The 17,186-nt window shown below is 65.1% G+C and carries 16 protein-coding genes; 10 read left to right on the forward strand and 6 right to left on the reverse strand.

What is annotated here, in order from left to right:
- Position 1 precedes the first annotated feature (1 nt).
- The 6 genes from N6C22_RS20515 (at position 2) to N6C22_RS20540 (ending at position 7,163) form a co-directional block, all read left to right on the forward strand.
- Positions 2–985 carry an ABC transporter permease gene (locus tag N6C22_RS20515; protein WP_261653077.1) on the forward strand — a complete coding sequence of 328 codons (984 nt, stop codon included), beginning with the start codon at positions 2–4 and terminating at the stop codon, positions 983–985.
- A complete protein-coding gene (locus N6C22_RS20520; protein ID WP_261653078.1) occupies positions 985–1,887 on the forward strand; it encodes an ABC transporter permease in 903 nt (300 codons plus the stop codon). Before N6C22_RS20515 ends, N6C22_RS20520 begins: the two co-directional genes overlap by 1 nt.
- 1 nt (position 1,888) lies before the next feature.
- Positions 1,889–3,994: a dipeptide ABC transporter ATP-binding protein gene (locus N6C22_RS20525; RefSeq protein ID WP_261653079.1), complete on the forward strand. Its 2,106-nt coding sequence runs from the start codon at positions 1,889–1,891 to the stop codon at positions 3,992–3,994.
- Positions 3,995–4,033: 39 nt separating this feature from the next.
- On the forward strand, positions 4,034–4,639 hold the full coding sequence (gene rdfA / locus N6C22_RS20530) for a rod-determining factor RdfA (protein WP_261653080.1): 606 nt from the start codon (positions 4,034–4,036) through the stop codon (positions 4,637–4,639).
- 48 nt (positions 4,640–4,687) lie between these two features.
- Positions 4,688–6,634 (forward strand): archaea-specific SMC-related protein, encoded by a 1,947-nt coding sequence (locus tag N6C22_RS20535; protein ID WP_261653081.1) that lies wholly within the window; start codon positions 4,688–4,690, stop codon positions 6,632–6,634.
- 274 nt (positions 6,635–6,908) lie between these two features.
- Positions 6,909–7,163, forward strand: coding sequence for an MTH865 family protein (locus N6C22_RS20540; protein ID WP_261653082.1), 255 nt, complete (start codon positions 6,909–6,911; stop codon positions 7,161–7,163).
- A 110-nt stretch (positions 7,164–7,273) separates the two neighbouring features.
- Here the strand turns inward: N6C22_RS20540 and N6C22_RS20545 are convergent, their stop codons facing one another.
- A complete protein-coding gene (locus tag N6C22_RS20545; RefSeq protein WP_261653083.1) occupies positions 7,274–7,663 on the reverse strand; it encodes a nuclear transport factor 2 family protein in 390 nt (129 codons plus the stop codon).
- Between the two features lie 111 nt (positions 7,664–7,774).
- Positions 7,775–8,965, reverse strand: coding sequence for a CBS domain-containing protein (locus N6C22_RS20550; protein ID WP_261653084.1), 1,191 nt, complete (start codon positions 8,963–8,965; stop codon positions 7,775–7,777).
- A 65-nt stretch (positions 8,966–9,030) separates the two neighbouring features.
- Between N6C22_RS20550 and N6C22_RS20555 the strand changes: the two genes are divergently transcribed.
- Positions 9,031–9,258: a hypothetical protein gene (locus N6C22_RS20555; RefSeq protein WP_261653085.1), complete on the forward strand. Its 228-nt coding sequence runs from the start codon at positions 9,031–9,033 to the stop codon at positions 9,256–9,258.
- 47 nt (positions 9,259–9,305) lie between these two features.
- Here N6C22_RS20555 and N6C22_RS20560 read toward each other — a convergent pair whose 3' ends face one another.
- Together N6C22_RS20560 and N6C22_RS20565 are read right to left on the reverse strand one after the other, a co-directional pair.
- On the reverse strand, positions 9,306–10,802 hold the full coding sequence (locus tag N6C22_RS20560) for an amidohydrolase family protein (protein WP_261653086.1): 1,497 nt from the start codon (positions 10,800–10,802) through the stop codon (positions 9,306–9,308).
- A gap of 223 nt (positions 10,803–11,025) precedes the next feature.
- Positions 11,026–11,688, reverse strand: coding sequence for an RNA ligase partner protein (locus N6C22_RS20565; RefSeq protein WP_261653087.1), 663 nt, complete (start codon positions 11,686–11,688; stop codon positions 11,026–11,028).
- Positions 11,689–12,069: 381 nt separating this feature from the next.
- On the opposite strand from N6C22_RS20565, the gene N6C22_RS20570 reads away from it, so the two are divergent.
- From N6C22_RS20570 to N6C22_RS20580, 3 genes are all read left to right on the forward strand, one after another.
- On the forward strand, positions 12,070–13,893 hold the full coding sequence (locus tag N6C22_RS20570) for an amidohydrolase family protein (RefSeq protein WP_261653088.1): 1,824 nt from the start codon (positions 12,070–12,072) through the stop codon (positions 13,891–13,893).
- Between the two features lie 224 nt (positions 13,894–14,117).
- Positions 14,118–15,227 carry an RNA ligase gene (locus tag N6C22_RS20575; RefSeq protein ID WP_261653089.1) on the forward strand — a complete coding sequence of 370 codons (1,110 nt, stop codon included), beginning with the start codon at positions 14,118–14,120 and terminating at the stop codon, positions 15,225–15,227.
- 141 nt (positions 15,228–15,368) lie between these two features.
- Complete coding sequence (locus tag N6C22_RS20580) at positions 15,369–15,797, forward strand: DoxX family membrane protein (RefSeq protein ID WP_261653090.1); 429 nt, start codon at positions 15,369–15,371, stop codon at positions 15,795–15,797.
- Between the two features lie 5 nt (positions 15,798–15,802).
- Here N6C22_RS20580 and N6C22_RS20585 read toward each other — a convergent pair whose 3' ends face one another.
- A complete protein-coding gene (locus N6C22_RS20585; protein WP_261653091.1) occupies positions 15,803–16,855 on the reverse strand; it encodes a CapA family protein in 1,053 nt (350 codons plus the stop codon).
- Positions 16,852–17,163: a DUF5802 family protein gene (locus N6C22_RS20590; protein WP_261653092.1), complete on the reverse strand. Its 312-nt coding sequence runs from the start codon at positions 17,161–17,163 to the stop codon at positions 16,852–16,854. The genes N6C22_RS20585 and N6C22_RS20590 overlap by 4 nt, the downstream gene beginning before the upstream one ends.
- Positions 17,164–17,186: the final 23 nt, after the last annotated feature.

The following is a 17,186-nucleotide window of genomic DNA, read 5'->3' on the forward strand; positions in this document are numbered from 1 at the left end:
AATGTCCCTGGCAAGTTACCTCGTGAGACGGGTCGGGTTCATGGCGGTGACCCTGCTGTTGGTCACCGTCATCACCTTCGCCGTCACCAACATCCTCCCCGGCGACGTGGCCCTGCTGATACTGGGGCCGAACGCCAGCGACGAGAAGGTGGCGGCGCTCCAGCAACAGCTCGGGTTGAACAAACCGCTGTACGCCCAGTACTTCGACTGGTTGACCGGGCTGTTGACCGGTGACCTCGGCACGTCGCTCAAGTTCCAGGGCGAGTCCGTGTCGGCGCTCATCGTCGAGAAGCTGCCGCGCTCGCTCATGCTCGCGGTGGCCGCCACCGGCGTCGCGGTCGTGCTCTCGATTCCGCTGGGCATCATCGCGGCGTACCGCCAGAACGACTGGCCGGACTTCCTGGCCTCGACGTTCGGATTCGTCGGTGTCTCCATCCCCATCTTCCTGTGGGGACTGGTGTTCATCCTGGTGTTCGCCATCTGGCCGGCCCAGTACTTCGGCATCGACTTCTTCCCGACCACGGGCTACGCCGCACCGTCGGAGGAGGGCTGGGGAATGACGCTCAGACACCTCACCCTTCCGGCGACCTCGATGGGCTTCGCGCTCACCGCGTACATCATGCGGATGACCCGTTCGTCGATGCTGGAAGTGCTCTCCGAAGAGTACGTCAAGCTCGCTCGGGCGAAGGGCATGTCCGAGTGGGTCGTCGTGCTTCGTCACGCGTTCCGTAACGCCGTCATCCCGGTCATCACGGTCGTCGCGTTCCAGTTCGCCTATGCCTTCGGTGGCGTGGTCGTCCTGGAGCAGGTGTTCTTCTGGCCGGGCATCGGCCGGCTCACCCTGACCGCGGTGAAAGCGCGCGACATCCCGCTGTTGCAGGGCTGCATCATCGTCATCGCACTGATGTATATGATATCGAACCTGGTCGCCGACGTGCTGTACGCCTACTTCGACCCGCGTATCCGCTACGGGGGTGAGAGCTGATGTCGACCGAGACGAGCCGCGGTGGCTTCCTGCCCGTCGAGAAGGCGAAGCTGGAGCGGATGCGTCGGTTCTGGCAGCAGTTCCGCGGCAACACGAAGGCGATGGTCGGGCTGGTGCTCGTGCTGTCACTGGTCGTCACCGCCGGCATCTCGACCGTGACCATCTCGCAGGAGGACATCGCCAAGACGAACCTCGAAGACCGCTCCGAGGCACCGTCTGCCGAACATCTCTTCGGCACCGACGAGCTCGGGCGAGACATCTTCCTGCGCGTCCTGAAGGGCAGCAGTATCTCGCTCTACGTCGGCTTCGGTGCCATCACCGGGGCCCTGTTCGTCGGCACGGCCATCGGGGTGTTCGCCGGCTACTACGGCGGCCTCGTCGACGAGGTGTTGATGCGGGTGATGGACGCCGCCATGGCGTTCCCACCCATCTTGCTCGCACTCGCCATCATGGTGGTGATCGGGCCACAGCTCAACAACGTCATCCTCGCGCTGGCGTTCGTCTACACGCCGTACATCGCCCGCGTCGGGCGGTCCGCGGCGATCTCCGAGCGCAACGAGGAGTACGTCGAGGCGGCCGTCGCCCGCGGCGAATCCGACACCCGAATCGTCTTCAGCGAGGTCTTGCCGAACTGTATGGCACCCTTGCTCGTGCAGGCATCCATCAACGTCGCGTTCGCCATGCTGGCGGAGGCGTCGCTGTCGTTCCTCGGCCTCGGCGCACAGCCGCCGACGCCGTCGTGGGGCCTGATGATAGCGAACGGCCGGAAGTTCATGCAGACCGAACCGTGGATGATCATCTTCCCCGGGCTGGCGATCGCCATCACCGTCTTCGGGTTCAACATGCTCGGTGACGGCCTGCGCGACGTGCTCGACCCGAAGGTCGATACGGAGGAGCGCTAAGATGCAAGAACCAGTACTGGAGGTCGAGAACCTCCGCACGGAGTTCAAGACCGGTGCGGAACCGGTCGTCGCGAGTAACGACGTCTCGTTCACGCTGCACGCTGGCGAGACGATGGGACTGGTCGGCGAGTCCGGGGCCGGGAAGTCGGTCACGGCGCGCTCGCTGCTCCAGCTCATCGACGAACCGGGACGCATCACCGGGGGAGAGATCCGCTACGACGGCGAGGACCTGCTGAACCGGTCGAAGAAGGAGATGCAGGACATCCGGGGCAAGGAGATCGCCCTCGTCCCGCAGGACCCGATGACCTCGCTGAACCCCGTCCTCACGGTCGGGAGCCAGATCGTCGAGACGGTCGAACGTCATCAGGACGTGACCGAGGAGGAGGCCAGGGAGATCGCCATCGACTCGATGCGCGAGACTGGGATTCCGGACGCCGCGGACCGCTTCTCGGACTACCCGCACGAGTTCTCCGGTGGGATGCGCCAGCGCGTGCTCATCGCCATCGCGCTCTCGTGCCAGCCGGACGTCATCATCGCGGACGAGCCGACGACCGCGCTCGACGTGACGACGCAGGCGAAGATCCTCGACCTTCTCAACGAACTGCAGGAAGAGAAGGGCGTGGCCATCCTGATGATCACGCACAACCTCGGCGTCGTCGCCCAGACCTGCGACACGGTCGGGGTGATGTACGCCGGGAACCTCGTCGAGAAGGCGGACATGAACGACCTGTTCGAGCGCCCGACCCACCCCTACACCAGGGGGCTCATCGACTCCATCCCGCAGACCGACCAGGCGTACGACGAGCTGCCGACGCTCGACGGCGCGATGCCGGACCTCACGGAGCTGCCGGAGGGCTGTAACTTCGCGCCGCGGTGTCCCCACGCGACGACCGACTGTCGCGAGGGCGGCGACCCCGAGCTCGAGCACGTCGACGGGACGAGCTCGACGGCTGCCTGTGTCCACGCGAACGACCTCGACCTCTCCGAGGGTGTCGAGGCCGACGGCCACGCCGCCGGTCGAGCCGACGTCGACCGGTCGGGCGAGCCGCTGCTCGAGGTGAACGACCTGAAGAAGCACTTCGACGCCGGGGACAGCTTCCTCGACGGCCTCACGCTGTCGACCGACGGCGGTCTACCGAGCATCGAGCGCCAGAAGGTCAAGGCGGTCGACGGGGTCGACTTCGAGATCTATCCCGGCGAGACCGTCGGGCTCGTGGGCGAGTCCGGCTGTGGGAAGTCCACGGTCGCACGGACCATCCTACAGCTGCTCGCCCCCACCGACGGCGAGGTGTACTTCGACGGTCACCCGCTGCACGAACTCGACGACAGCGACGTCCGCAGCCTGCGCGCCGAGTTCCAGATGATCTTCCAGGACCCCCAGAGTTCGCTGAACCCGCGCAAGACCGTGGGTCGCATCATCGGGCGGGCCATGGAGAAACACGACGTCGCGACCGGCCAGGAGAAGCAAGAACGGGTCGCGGAGTTGCTCGAACGCGTCGGGCTTTCGGCCGCGGCCGCGGACAAGTACCCACACGAGTTCTCGGGCGGGCAACAGCAGCGCATCGCCATCGCGCACGCGCTGGCGGTCGAGCCGAAGCTCATCGTCTGTGACGAGCCGGTGTCGGCGCTGGACGTCTCCGTGCAGGCCCAGATCCTGAACCTGCTCAACGAGGTGCAGGAGGACTACGGACTGTCGTACCTGTTCATCTCGCACAACATCGGGGTCGTCAAGCACATCTGTGACCGCCTCGCCGTGATGTACCTCGGCAAGATCGCCGAGTTCGGCACGGTCCAGGAGGTGTTCTCGCCGCCGTTCCACCCCTACACGGAGTCGCTGCTCTCGGCGGTGCCACACGCGGACCCGACGAAGCGCACCGACCGCATCCTGCTGGACGGGACCGTGCCGAGTCCAATCGACCCGCCGTCGGGCTGTCCGTTCCGGACGCGCTGTCCGAAGAAGATCGGCGAGGTCTGCGAGACCGACGAGCCCGAACTGGAGTCGGTTTCTGCGACCGGCCATCGCATCTCCTGTCACCTCTCGGAGGCGGAGATGAGCCAGCGAGACTCCTACGTCGCCGACGCGCCACAGAGCGCACAGGGCGACTAGCGAAACCCCTTTACTCACATGTCGTTCAGTTTCGAGCAGATGACCGACGGACGGGTCTGTGACTGCAAGGTCGGTCGCGTCGCCGACGAGTTCGATATCGCGGGCGTCCACGAGTCGCTCGCCGACCGCTGGGTCCGTGACCGGGACGACTACAGCCTCCGCGAACTCGCGCGCTACTTCGACGAGCGCGTGCTGACGGCGGCGATGCGGGCCGCGGGCGAGGACCCGCTCGGCCACGAGGTCGCCTCGACGTACGAGGCGCTGACCGACGACGCGGTCTCGAGCGGCGAGCGCGTGCAGGTCGAGAACCGACTCTCGCGTGCGGGAATCGACGTGGACACGCTTCGCGATGCCTTCGTGTCGCACCAGTCGGTTCACACGCATCTGCGCGAGTGCCTGGACGTGGAGAAGGAGACCGGCCCGGATGGCGACCAGACCGACCGCGCGAAGGACACGCTGTTCGCGCTCCAGAGCCGGACCGAGGCCGTCACAGAATCGACGGTCAGCTCGCTCGCGTCGTCGTCGCTCGCACTCGACGACTTCGACGTGCTGGTGTCCGTCTCGGTGACCTGCGGGGAGTGCGGACGGTCGTACCAGGTCGGCGACCTGCTCGACCGCGGCGGCTGCACGTGTAAGCAGTCCTGACACCGATTCGAGACAAGACTTTTTTGCCATACCACTCGAGGTTACGGCATGACTTCGCGGTTGCGTGAGACGCCCGTCAGCGTCGAGGCCGAGAACGTCGGCGGCATCGACGAGACGACGGTCGAACTCGACGCGGGGGTCACCGTCCTCGCCGGCCGGAACGCGACGAACCGGACCTCGTTCCTGCAGGCGCTGATGGCGGGCCTCGGCAGCGAGCGAGTCTCACTGAAAGGCGACGCAGAGGCGGGTCGGGTCGAACTCCAGACGCCAGACGGGACGTACACACGGACGCTCGAGCGCGGGCCAGAGGGGGTCAGATTCGGGGGGACCCCGTTGCTCGACGACCCGGAGGTGGCGGACCTGTTCGCCTTCCTGCTGGAGGACAACCCGGCCAGACAGGCCGTCGAGCGTGGCGACGACCTCTGGGAACTGGTGATGCGCCCCGTCGACACCGACGCCATCGAGGCTGAGGCCACCCGGCTGGAGGCACAGAAGGAGGAGCTCGACCGTCAGCTCGACGAACTCGGGGCGGCGAAAGAGCGACTCCCGGACCTCGAACAGCGACGGAACGCGGTCGACGCGGATATCGAGGAGACCGAAGCGGAGCTGGAATCGGTGGAGGCGGAGCTGGAATCGGCTGAGGGAAACCTGGCGGACGAGACCGTCGACGACGTGCTCGGCGACCTGAACGAGGTCCGTGGCGACCTCGAGGACGTCCGGTTCCAGCTCGACAGCGAGCGCGAGAGCGCGTCCTCGCTCGAAGCCGAACAGCAGGAGCTGCGTGAGGAGCTCGAATCGCTCCCCGAGCAGCCCGCGGCCCGACTCGACGAGCTCGAGGGCGACCTGGAACGCTACCGGGAGCGAAAGCGACGACTGGACTCGGTGACTAACACGCTCCAGAACCTCCTCTCGTTCAACCGTGAGATGCTCGACGGCGAGCACGCCGAGCTGTTCGAGCGGCTGGCGTCCGCCGAGAGCGGCGATGGCGGGGAGACAGACAGCGGTGCTGCGGGGACTTCGGTCCCTGACGCGCTCGCGCCCGACGAGGCGCTGTGCTGGACCTGCGGAACGACCGTCGAGACCGACCAGCTGGACGGGATGGTCGACCGGCTCCAGGCGGCGTACCAGGACGCGCGGGCCGAGCGCTCGACCGTCGTTTCCGAACTCGACGATGTGCAGTCCGAGAAACGGGCGGTCGAACGGAAGCAGGCCCGCCGCGAGGCGCTCCGCCAGGATATCGAAGCCATCGAGGCCGAACTGGTCGAGCGCCGACGGCGAATCGAGGACCTCGAGCGCCAGCGAGCGGAGCTAGAGGCCGAGGTCGAGTCGCTGGAGGCGGCGGTAGAGGAGCGGCGGGCGACCGACGAGGACGAACTCGTCGCGCTCCACGAGCGCGCGAACGACCTCGAGTTCGAACTCGGGCGACTGCACGAACGCCGTGCCGACCTGACCGACCAGATTGCAGAGCTCGAATCGGAACTCGAACGCGAGACGGATCTCCGCGAGCGCAGAGAGCAGGTTGCCGCCGACCTCGAAGCCCAGCGCACCCGAATCGACCGGCTGGAAGCCGATGTGGTCGAGTCGTTCAACGACCACATGGCCGAACTGCTCGACATCCTCGGCTACGAGAACGTCGAACGAATCTGGATCGAGCGGAAACGCGAAGACGGAACGGACGTGACCCGGAGCAGCTTCGACCTGCACGTCATCAGGAGCGACGAGACGGGCGCGAGCTACGAGGACAGCGTCATGCACCTGAGCGAGTCCGAGCGGACCGTGACCGGACTCACCTTCGCACTCGCGGGCTACCTCGCCCACGAGGTGTACGAGACGGTTCCGGTGGTCCTGCTGGACTCGCTGGAGGCCGTCGATGCCGAGCGCATCGCGGCCGTCGTGGAGTACTTCGAGAGCTATGCGGACTACCTCGTTGTTGCGCTCCTGCACGAGGATGCGGCTGCGCTCCCGGACGAGTACCGGCGTGTAACCGAAATCTGACACGGGCGGTGCTGTCGGGATTCGCAGGTTCCGAAAAAAGCCGGTGAGAGCGGCGATAGTTGGTCAGTTGCTGTGCAAGTACTGGTACGACACGAGACAGATATATCTATGCTGTGCCGGTTTCCCGTGAGTGGCCGGTTTCTCGTCGGTAACGACCCACTCGACGGTTCGAGACGAGTCGCGAACCGTTCACTGGTGATTCGCGCGCGTGCCGGGAGCCGCCGCTATCCCAACTACCCAAGGATTTATTATTTATCTGTGTGAAAGGGTGGGTATGGTCGACAAAGACGATCTCCGACAACAGATGATCGACGCCTTCGAGGGCGCGAACTACCCGATTTCCAGCCCGATGGACCTCGTCCCGGCACTCCCGAACGGCCCCGGCACCCGCTTCGAGTCCGGCGACTTCTCCATGACGGCGATGGAGCTCCAGACGAAGCTGCCCGGCGGCGACTTCCCGTACGACTCCGTCGACGCGTTCGTCGACGACGTCATGGACAACCTCGAAGACGGCGGCCACCTCGAATAAACGCTCACCGATTTTCGCCACGTCGTGTCCGTGGCTCCCATTCTTTCAGGACGACTGACTCAGTAGCGCTTGCGCTGCGGCGCGAACCGTCGTCGCCCTGGTCGTCAGACCTACGGCCAGAGCGCGGTGTCCGTGAAGTTCTCGAATCGAATGATTTCACCGTCCGCCACCTCGCTGACGTGGGCGAACGGACTCTCGATGTGCTCACCGTCTGGGGTCGTGGCGTGGAACGCCCCGAGAATGACGACCGTGTTCCCGTCCTCGAGGAACCGCTCGGGGTCGACGGTGAACGTCTCGAACTTCTCGGCACAGGGTTCCATGACTTCTGTTCGCACCGCGTCGGGACCGTTGAAGGTCCCGCCGATGAAGAACCCGGCTGGCTCGGTCCATTCGACGTCGTCGGCCAACGTGCCCACGACTGTGTCGAGGTCCCTGTCGTTGAACGCGGTGTAGATGCGCTGCACTATCTCGACGTTGGTCTGTCGCTGTGTCGATGCCATGCTCTCTCAGATGAACCTACGTCTGGATCACGTGTGAGGGCATCGCTTGGGTTTCGGAACCGGTCGTCTGGAAGAAAAATCGAACTGACGGGTTTCGGCTCGGCCTCGTGCTCACTCGGCGCCGGTCTCCCAGCCGCGCATCTTGGCCTTCTCCTCGGGGTCCATGTGCTTCTTCGACTTCGCGTAGGTCTTGTCGTCGATGAGCTGGCGGCGGACCGCGTCGCGAGCGTCCGCGATGGCCTGCGCCGCCCCGTAGCCCTCACCGGAGGCGATGAACCGGCCGTCGTCGGTGAACAGGCGCATTCGGGCGTACAGCAGCGGGGTCCCCCGCAGGGTCTCGTCGTGTTCGTGCAGGTGGACCTTCGCATCGAGCAGGCTCATCGGAGCGTCCTTGACCGTGCCCTCGATGAGGTCGACGACCTCCTCGTAGGAGATGTCGTCGAGCAGGTCCATCCCGTACACCTGGACGGCGCGGCGGCCGGGAGCTTCCCGGACGAGCGCGTCGAGCAGGTCGGAGGTCGTGGCGATGCCGACCACCGTGTCGCCTTCGACGACGACGACCGAGGACACGTCACGGTCGAGCATCAGGTCGACGGCGTGACCGAGCGAGTCGGTCGGCTCGGCCGTCACGACGGGCGTGCTCATGAAGTCCCTGACCGGGACGTCGAGCAGCCGGTCGGAGTCGCCTTCGCGGCTGCCGAAGCCGCCGTGGCCGGTCGCCGTGGACTCCATGCCCGAGGAACCGCCCTGGGTCCGCTTCATCTTGCGGGTCGTGAACGGCACCACGTCGACGAGGCTGAGCACGCCGACCGCCGAACCCTCCTCGACGATGGGCAGGTGCGAGATGTGCTCGGTGCGGAACCGGTTGAGCGCCGCACCGACCGTGTTCGTCGGGTCGAACGTGATGGGGTCGGCGGTCGTCACTGCGGAGACCTTGATGTCCTCCAGTGCCGGTCGGACCGCGCGGACGATGGCGTCGACCGTGACGACGCCGACGACCGTCCCGTCGTTCTCGACCGGGAGGAGTCCGGAGTCGGACTCACGCATAAGCCCGGCGACCTCCCGAACGTCGTCGTCGGGCGCGACCGTCGGGACGTGCCACACCAGCGACTTCGCTTTGGCGTTCGGGTTCCGGTGGGAAGAGAGGAATTGCCGCCGAGTGACGACACCCAGGATCTCTCCGTCGTCCTCGACGACGACCGCGCGTATCGAGGGATCCTCGAAGTGAGCGGTGAGTTTCGAGACACGAGTATCGGCGTCGGTCGTCGGGTAGTTCGTCGTGACGACGTTGTTGATGTCCATCGACGGTTTCACCGGTTCGAGATACGTGCCGTAAGGTGATAACCCATCACCTGAATTCCCAAACCATGGGAGCGTTCAAAACCTGCGACCGCGTACTCTCTGGTGAGATGCGAATCGTTCGCGCACCGGACACACAGCCCTGCTACGCCTGCGGCCAGCGAGCGGACGTGGCGGTCGCCCGGGGCTACCGGCTCGCATACGCCTGCTGGGAGCACGCCGAGGAGCTCCTGGAGATGGGTGGCGTGCTCGTCGGGCGGGACCTGGAGGACCGGCCGGCGCGTCCGGGTGGATAGCTGGTTCTCCGGTTGCTGCCGCAGGAATGACGAGCTGGACCGTTCGGTCAGTCCAGCGTGTTCTTGAAAATCGACCCATCCTTCATGATGAGGACGAACTTCTCCTCGGGGTTCGCAACGAGCTGGATGTCAGCCAGTGGGTTGCCGTCGACCAGCAACAGGTCCGCGAAGGCACCCTCCTCGACGACGCCGAGCGTGCCCGGGTAGGGGTTTCGGGGCCCGGAGAGCGAGAGCAACTGGGCGTTGTCGTGGGTCGCCATCTTCAGCGTCTCGAACGGCGAGTACCACCGGGTCAGCTTCGCCAGTTGCTTGCCCTGCTTCGTCGCGAGTTCCGGGTCGAACAGAGTGTCGGTCCCGAACGCCGTCTTCACGCCCGTCGATTTCGCCAGTTTGTACACCGTGTCGGTCCCCTTGGTCACTTCGACGAACTTCTTCCGGCTGTTGGGGTCGGGGAACGGAATCGCGTCCTCGTCGTCGAGAATCGGTTGCATACTCAGCCAGACGTCCTTCTCTGCCATCGTGGCGACGAGGCTTTCCTCCAGTAGGTGGCCGTGTTCGATGCACTTTACGCCCGCGTCGATAGCGTGCTGGACAGCTTTGTCGTTGAACGCGTGGACGGTGACGTAGGAGTTGTACGAGTCGGCGACCTGGACTGCCGCTTTCATTTCGTCGGACGTGTACTGCACCACGTCGATGGGGTCGTACCACGACGCCACACCACCGCCTGCCATCACCTTCAGCTGTGAGGCGCCCATGCGGAACGCCTCCCGAGACCGCTTGAGGACCGCGGGTACCCCGTCGGCGATGAGCATGAGGCCGGTGCGCTGGTAGTAGTCCAGGGGCTCGGCAGGGTCTTCAGGCACGTCGAGTGGCCCCCGGAAGTCGGCGTGACCGCCCGTCTGGGAGATCATCGGCCCTGACGGGAAGATGCGTGGCCCGTGGACGAGCCCTTCGTCTGTGGCCTGCTTGAGACTGAAGACGTTGCCGCCGGTGTCTCTGACAGTGGTGAAGCCACGCAACAGGGCGTCCTCGTTCGCCTGCGCGGCGACGATGTTCATGTAGCCAGCATCGGACTGCACGAGCTTCGCCTGGGGGACGGTGGCCAGCAGTGCATGCCAGTGGGCGTCGATGAGCCCCGGCATCAGGGTCCGTCCATCCGCATCGATGACCACGTCGGCGTCCGGCTGGCGGACGAACCGGCCGATGGTCTGTATCTTGTTGCCGACGATGACGACGTCCATCCCCTCGATGAGTGTCTCTGATTTCCCGTCGAAGATGTTCGCGCCGGTGATGAGGGTGGTCTTCTCCGTGCTCTGCGTGGCTTCTTCATCCGTTTCAGGTTGGACCCAGCCCGCCCCTGCCGTGCCGGCACGGGCTGTGCCGGTCCCGATACTACCCATCAGTGCAGCCGTCATTGTCCCGCCGGTCACGCCGAGCATGTGCCGACGGGTGAGTGATGGCGTCCTGATTCGAGTGTCTCCAGTCGGTGCTGTGTTCGTTCCCCCGTTCGACTCCGATTCGGACCGCGAGTTCTTGATTTCCATCTGGTCTCACCAGTGAGTAGTGGCTGACACATCGGTCTCACGTCAGGGGGAGAACGCGCCGACGTCGCTGGTCGGTACCGCTACTGCAGGTCACCATTTGGTGACGGGCAGATTAATAGATGGTCGCGGGTGCGCTGAACATACAATCGGGGAACGAAGAGCGGATTGCATCTTCCACCGACAGGTCGTGGCTTCCGGGGCCAGCCCAACAGATGGTTGCCAATCAGTCCATCCCGTCCACGGCGTCGAGATAGTCTTCCAGCAGCCGGGGGAAGTCCCGGCCCTGCAGGTACCGCAACCCGAAGTCGTCGGCCCAGTTGATGATGCCCTGGTCCTCCGTGACCACGCCGGCGTCGAGTTCCCGGGCCAGCACCAGCAGATCGAGGTCCTCGCGCGAATCCAGCACCCCTTGCCGGAGCGTCTTCCGGTACTCGTCGCGCAGGTCCGAGATGACGTAGTCTATCTCGGTCATCGTGTCGTCGGCGTCGTCTCCACGGTCGACGCGCGTCTCCTCGGCCTTCCGGACCGCCTTCTCCGACACCCGGAGGCCGCGGTTCACCCGGTCGGTCATCTCGCCGATGAAGCCATACACCAGGTCGGCGGGGATCATGACCTCCAGTCTGGCGGGCGCTTTCTTGATTATCCACGTGTTCAGACTGGCCAGCACGTCGTCGGAGGTGTCCCGGTTCTCCAGCATGGTCACCAGCTCCTGGTAGGTCGATGGTGGCATGTAACACGAGATGTTGAGTTCGAGCTTCGCCCGCGAGATGAGCGTCAACACCCGCACGAGAGTATCCTCGAGGTCCTCGCCGTCGCGGCGTATCTCCTGGGTGAGAAAGGTCGAGGTGTCCACGACGAACCGCTGCTTGAGGGGGTGTGGAGACATGGTAGAGATTGGTGCCCAGTGAAGATATAGCTCAAGGCCTCTGTTGAATATCTTCGCCACTGGTGTTTTTCGACGTGTGCTGAATACGGGGCACGACTCGGGGATGAAAACTGACGTGCCAGGGATTGGCTGGTTCGATTGATTCACAGGGCTGGGTCCATCGAACAGATCTCTGCCCGGATGACGCCTTTTTCTTGGCCAGTACTTCGACCTCGGCCTGGTAGAGGGACGACGGAACGAGAACTTTTCGTCTGTTTGTCGGGCACGCTCTCGTGGGCAACAGCGACAGCCCACAGCATCCCGATAGCTCTGGCAATCGGTACTGGGAATCTCAAGAGCCAGTCCATGCGTTTCTGGCCCGTAACTACCGCGGAGATACCGATGTCGAATCCAGCTTCTCACGAGGGGGGACCGAACCGGACCAACGGTGCGCCGACAGGGCTCGGGTCGTGGACTCGCCGAACCGTCCTGGCCGGCCTCGGCGCGACCGGCCTCGCCGCCGGGTTCGGTCGCGCCCGGGCCGCCTCGCACGACGACACCGCGACTACACAGACGTATGACCTCATCATCACGGGCGGGCGTGTCCTCGACCCGGAGTCGATGCTCGACGCGGTTCGCAACGTCGGTGTGAAAGACGGTCGCATCACCGCCATCACCAAGGCGGACATCGAGGGGGACCGTACCATCGACGCGACCGGTCTCGTGGTCGCACCGGGGTTCATCGATACGCACTTCCACGCGGTCGACCCGTTCGCGACCAAACTGGCACTCCGTGACGGGGTCACCACGGGAATGGACCTCGAACTCGGTATCCTCCATACCAGCGACTGGTACGACGAGAAAGCGACGACCGGCTGGCAGGTTAATTACGGCGCAACCGCTGGCCTGAGTCTCTGCCGGATGACCGTCCACGACCCAGAGGTGACGATAGACGAGCCGCTGGACTTCTCCAAACATCAGGAGTACGTCAACAAGGCTGCTGCAGATGGTGTGGCGGGCTGGTCGACGACCCGGAGCGACATCGACCAGATGAACCAGGTCATGCGGCAGCTGGACGAGGAACTTCGCCAGGGGGCGCTCGGTGTCGGCATTCTCGCCGCCTACATGGCTCGCGGACTGACGAGTTACGAGCTGTTCGAGGCCCAGCGAACTGCTGCCCGCTACGGCCGGCTCGCGTCCGTCCACACCCGCTTCCACGGGCAGGGGTTGACACCGACCGAGGCGACTCTCGGGACAAACGAGGTCCTGATGAACGCCACCCTGCTCGATGCCCCGCTCATCGTGGCCCACGACAACGATTACGGGTGGTGGGAGACCGAAGAGAAGTTGCAACTGGCCCGTGCGAAAGGCTACAACGTGTGGGGAGAGTACTACCCGTACATCGCTGGTTCGACGTTCGTTAGCGCCGAATTCCTCCGTCCAGAGATATTCGAGGACAAGCTCGGGTTCACGTACGAAGAATCCATCTATGACCCCCAGACTGACAGGTTCCTCGACAGGGAGGGCTACCAGGCGCTCGTCGAGAACGACCCCGGACAGGTCATCGTCTTGTTCAACCCACAGCGAAAGAAGTGGCTTCCGTACTGGCTGCGGATTCCACAGATGACCGTCGGCTCGGACGCGATGTTAGGGGTCGGTACGGATGGAAATCTGCTCTCGTGGGATGCTGACTACACCGAGTACGCAGGTCATCCCCGCACTGCAGGCTCGATGGCGAAGACGCTCCGGCTCGCCCGCGAAATGGAGGTGCCATTGCTGTTCACGCTCTCCCAGTTGAGTTACTGGTCGGCGAAACACCTCGGGGATGCCGGCCTGGAAGCGATGCAAGAACGGGGCCGCGTTCAGGTCGGAAAAATCGCGGACCTGACGCTGTTCGACCCGGAGACGGTGACCGACAACGCGACGTACAAGGCCGGTGAGAACGGTGTTCCGTCGACGGGTATCCCCTACGTCATCGTCGACGGGACCGTGGTCGTCGACGACTCCGAAGTCCTCGACGTGAAACCCGGTCAGCCGATCCGGTACCCGGTCGAGACCGCACCCCGCTTCGAGTCCCTGAGCGAGCGCAAGTGGATCCAGTCGCACACCATCATGGCGAAATCGATCCCGCACTTCGACGACACGGGCGCGGGAAGCGTGCTCGAGGACACTGACAGCCACACCACCGCAGACCCGTCCGACGAGGAGACAGATCGAGACCAGTAGGGTCCGGTTACTCGATCGGCAGACCGTGTTTTCGACCGAACCGGTCTGTGTCAGAGACGCCATGACCGACTCGCAGTCTCGGTCCGTCGGCGCACTCAGCGAACAGTCGCCGAGACGACCGAGCGTCGAGTGCTGACTGCACCCTCTATTCAGCACGTCATTCCCTCAACCGCTGAGGAACTCGACAGAGCCATCTCAAGCCGTTTCGGCCCCTACCCTAGCTGATGGAGTACGTCGCCGAACTCGGAATCTCTCGGGAGGACTTCGAGGCGGTCGCCGACCGGTTCACCCAGCGCACGTTCCGCTGTCGGGGATACCACCACCTGCGCCAGCGGACGAACGTGTTCCCGACCGGGACCGCCATCGTCGACGGGGCCGTCGTCCGCGGGTTCCCGAGCATTCCGCGGACCCTCCAGCTCGCCGAAGGGGTACACAAACACTTCGACGGCCGGTTCGTCGCCGAGGAGAAGCTGAACGGCTACAACGTCCGGGTGGTTCGACTGCCCGACGGCGAGATTCTCGGGTTCACCCGGAGTGGGGTCGTCTGCCCGTTCACGACCTCGGTCGTGCGCCGAGACCTCTCGCTCGATGATTTCTTCGACGCGAACCCGGAGACGATGCTCTGTGGCGAGATGGTCGGCCCGGAGAACCCCTACACGACGTGTGCCTACCCCGAGGTCGACTCTATCGGCTTCTTCGCGTTCGACGTGCGCGACCGGGCGACGGGCGCTCCGTTCCCCGTCGATGCCCGCAACCAGTGCTGTGACCGGTTCGACATCCCGCAGGTTCCGTCGTTCGGCCGGTTCGACCCCGACGACGTCTCCGACCTGCGGACCGTCATCGCGGACCTCGACGCGGAGGGACGCGAGGGTGTCGTCATGAAGTCGAGTGACGGCGAGCGACTGCTGAAGTACACCACCTCGGCGGCCAACCAGGGCAACCTCAGCTACGGCTTCCAGTACCCCTTCGACTACGGGAAGGAGTACGTTTTCCCCCGGGTGTTGCGCGAGGCCTTCATGGCGGTCGAGCAGGACGATGACGAAAAGACGCGCGGCGAGCGCGAGCACGCCGTCGGTGAAGCGATTCTGGGACCATTCATCGAGGCCATCCGGGCGGTCGAAGCCGGCGAGGTGCTCGCGGAAACCCACGTCGTCCGGGGCGACCCGATCGTCCTCGACGAACTGCTCGAACACCTCAGGAACCTCGGGCTCACCGTCACCATCGAGTCGGACCGGACCCGCGATGGGGAGCGACTCCTGGCGTTCTCGAAGCAGTACCGGTCGAGCACGGACTCGATTCTGGCGTACCTCGACGGGCAACCCTTCGGGGAGTGAGTTCCGGCGTTCGCTCAGTCGACGAGTTCCAGGAGGTTCCCGTCGAGGGCGGGGTTGCTGACACCCGATGTTCGGTTCGACCGCCGTGTCGGGTTCCGTGACGCACAACGCTTTCTGTGTCTGGACCTGACGACGAACTGAATGAACGACGCACTCGACCGTCTTCTCGCTCGCCTCAAGCGACCGCTGCTGTACGTCATGGGGGTCCTGTACGTCTTCGCGGGCGTGATGCACTTCGTCGTCCCGGATGTGTACGCCCAGATAGTGCCCCCGGTGCTCCCCGCCCCGCTGGCACTCGTCTACCTCTCGGGACTGGCCGAAATCGCACTCGGTGTCGGCGTCATGATTCCCAGAACGCGCCGGATGGCCGCCTGGGGGCTGGTGGCGCTGCTGGTCGCCATCTTCCCGGCGAACATCTACATGGCGACCAGCGACGTGGTCCTCGTGGGCGCACCAGCGGCGATCAGGGACCCGTCTACGTTTGGCCGGTGGGCGCGGCTTCCGTTCCAGGCGGTGCTCATCCTGTGGGCCTGGTGGTACACGCGCCCGATGCCCGACAGCCGTGACTGAACGGGTCAGTCGCCAGCCAGCTTCTTCCCCGCATCGGCCTCCACCGAGAGGTCGAGGACGAGGTCTTCCCCGTCGCGCCGGAAGTCCGTCCCGAAGCGGCTCGACAGCGTCTGCATCCGGTCGCGACTCCAGTTCGCGACCCGGGTGGGCGCGTGATTGACCGCGAACTCGCCGATCTGGGTCGGCACCAGCCGTAAGCCGGTGATTTCGCCGTCGTCGACCTCGACCACGAACAGGAACCCCCGGTCGTTGTGCAGCCCTGGGTCGACCGCGTAGTCGTCGACGAAGTCACCGGTGTCGTACAGGATGAGACCGTCCCGGTAGCGCTCGACGCCGTGGAAGACGTGGGCGCTGTGGCCGAAGACGAGGTCGACGCCCTCGTCGACCAGCCAGTGCGCGAAGTGCTGGAACTGTCGAGGCGGGGCGGTCCGCATGTTCGGCCCCCAGTGGAGCGAGACGACGAGCAGGTCCGGGTCGGCACGCCGGGCCGCGTGCAGCGCCTCGCTCACCACTTCCATGGTCTCAGACGGGACCTCCGGACCGTCGTCTATCTCGATGTAGGCGGTGCCGGGGTTGGCCTGGCTGGCGGCGAACTCGGGCGTGTTGTCGGTGAACGCGAGGAGGGCGACGGTACAATCGCCGGCGGTGACGACCGCCGGTGTCCGGGCCGAATCGACGGTTCGACCTGCGCCCGAGCAGGCGACGCCGATGGACGTGAGCGTGTCCAGCGTGTCGTAGAGGCCATCGACTCCGTAGTCGAGGACGTGGTTGTTGGCGAGGGATACCCAGTCCACCCCGGCGTGCCGGAGGGCCGGGGCAGCCCACTCCGGGTTCGCCCGGAAGTGGAACGGGTGGTAGGTCTCGGTCCAGGGCTCGCCGCCCGTCGAGAGACAACATTCGAGGTTGAGGAAGACGCCATCGCACGCCTGGAGCGTGGGGAGCATGTCGCCCCAGACCGCCGTCGCGTCGCGTGTCCACTGGTGTTCGTCTACGAGTCGACCGAGCATCGTGTCGCCGGCGAAGGCGAGGCGCTGTCCGTCCGGTCCCTCACCGTTCACCCCAACCACCTGTCGAGGCGTCGTGCCGTCCCGGCCCGGGCGAACAGGACCGGTATCGGCCCCTCGGTCAGGCCCCACTCGTCGACCGACTCGGCCGGAACGGCCAGTGTCTCGGCCGGTGTGGCCGTGTCTGCCCAGACCCGGAGGTAACACCCCGGCAGGTGTGCAACCAGGTACGATGCCCCCATGTCGCCGGTGCTATCGGCCGCAGCCGCGAACTCGGGCTCCCCGAGTGTGGGCCGTGACCCGACCGTCGGCAGGACCGACAGACGACCGACGACGAAACCAGAACTTAATTGTTCGAACATGTCCCCTTTGTCAGAGATACGGG

The organism is Haloarchaeobius sp. HME9146 (assembly GCF_025399835.1).
GTDB lineage: Archaea > Halobacteriota > Halobacteria > Halobacteriales > Natrialbaceae > Haloarchaeobius.

Bases quoted from the DNA above. Each gene is read 5' to 3' on its own strand.
- N6C22_RS20540 (WP_261653082.1), top strand. From the start codon at position 6,909: ATGGTCGACAAAGACGATCTCCGACAACAGATGATCGACGCCTTCGAG.
- N6C22_RS20575 (WP_261653089.1), top strand. From the start codon at position 14,118: ATGGAGTACGTCGCCGAACTCGGAATCTCTCGGGAGGACTTCGAGGCG.
- N6C22_RS20580 (WP_261653090.1), top strand. From the start codon at position 15,369: ATGAACGACGCACTCGACCGTCTTCTCGCTCGCCTCAAGCGACCGCTG.
- N6C22_RS20555 (WP_261653085.1), top strand. From the start codon at position 9,031: ATGGGAGCGTTCAAAACCTGCGACCGCGTACTCTCTGGTGAGATGCGA.
- N6C22_RS20565 (WP_261653087.1), bottom strand. From the start codon at position 11,688: ATGTCTCCACACCCCCTCAAGCAGCGGTTCGTCGTGGACACCTCGACC.
- N6C22_RS20535 (WP_261653081.1), top strand. From the start codon at position 4,688: ATGACTTCGCGGTTGCGTGAGACGCCCGTCAGCGTCGAGGCCGAGAAC.
- rdfA (WP_261653080.1), top strand. From the start codon at position 4,034: ATGACCGACGGACGGGTCTGTGACTGCAAGGTCGGTCGCGTCGCCGAC.
- N6C22_RS20520 (WP_261653078.1), top strand. From the start codon at position 985: ATGTCGACCGAGACGAGCCGCGGTGGCTTCCTGCCCGTCGAGAAGGCG.
- N6C22_RS20515 (WP_261653077.1), top strand. From the start codon at position 2: ATGTCCCTGGCAAGTTACCTCGTGAGACGGGTCGGGTTCATGGCGGTG.
- N6C22_RS20545 (WP_261653083.1), bottom strand. From the start codon at position 7,663: ATGGCATCGACACAGCGACAGACCAACGTCGAGATAGTGCAGCGCATC.
- N6C22_RS20550 (WP_261653084.1), bottom strand. From the start codon at position 8,965: ATGGACATCAACAACGTCGTCACGACGAACTACCCGACGACCGACGCC.
- N6C22_RS20560 (WP_261653086.1), bottom strand. From the start codon at position 10,802: ATGGAAATCAAGAACTCGCGGTCCGAATCGGAGTCGAACGGGGGAACG.
- N6C22_RS20590 (WP_261653092.1), bottom strand. From the start codon at position 17,163: ATGTTCGAACAATTAAGTTCTGGTTTCGTCGTCGGTCGTCTGTCGGTC.
- N6C22_RS20525 (WP_261653079.1), top strand. From the start codon at position 1,889: ATGCAAGAACCAGTACTGGAGGTCGAGAACCTCCGCACGGAGTTCAAG.
- N6C22_RS20570 (WP_261653088.1), top strand. From the start codon at position 12,070: ATGTCGAATCCAGCTTCTCACGAGGGGGGACCGAACCGGACCAACGGT.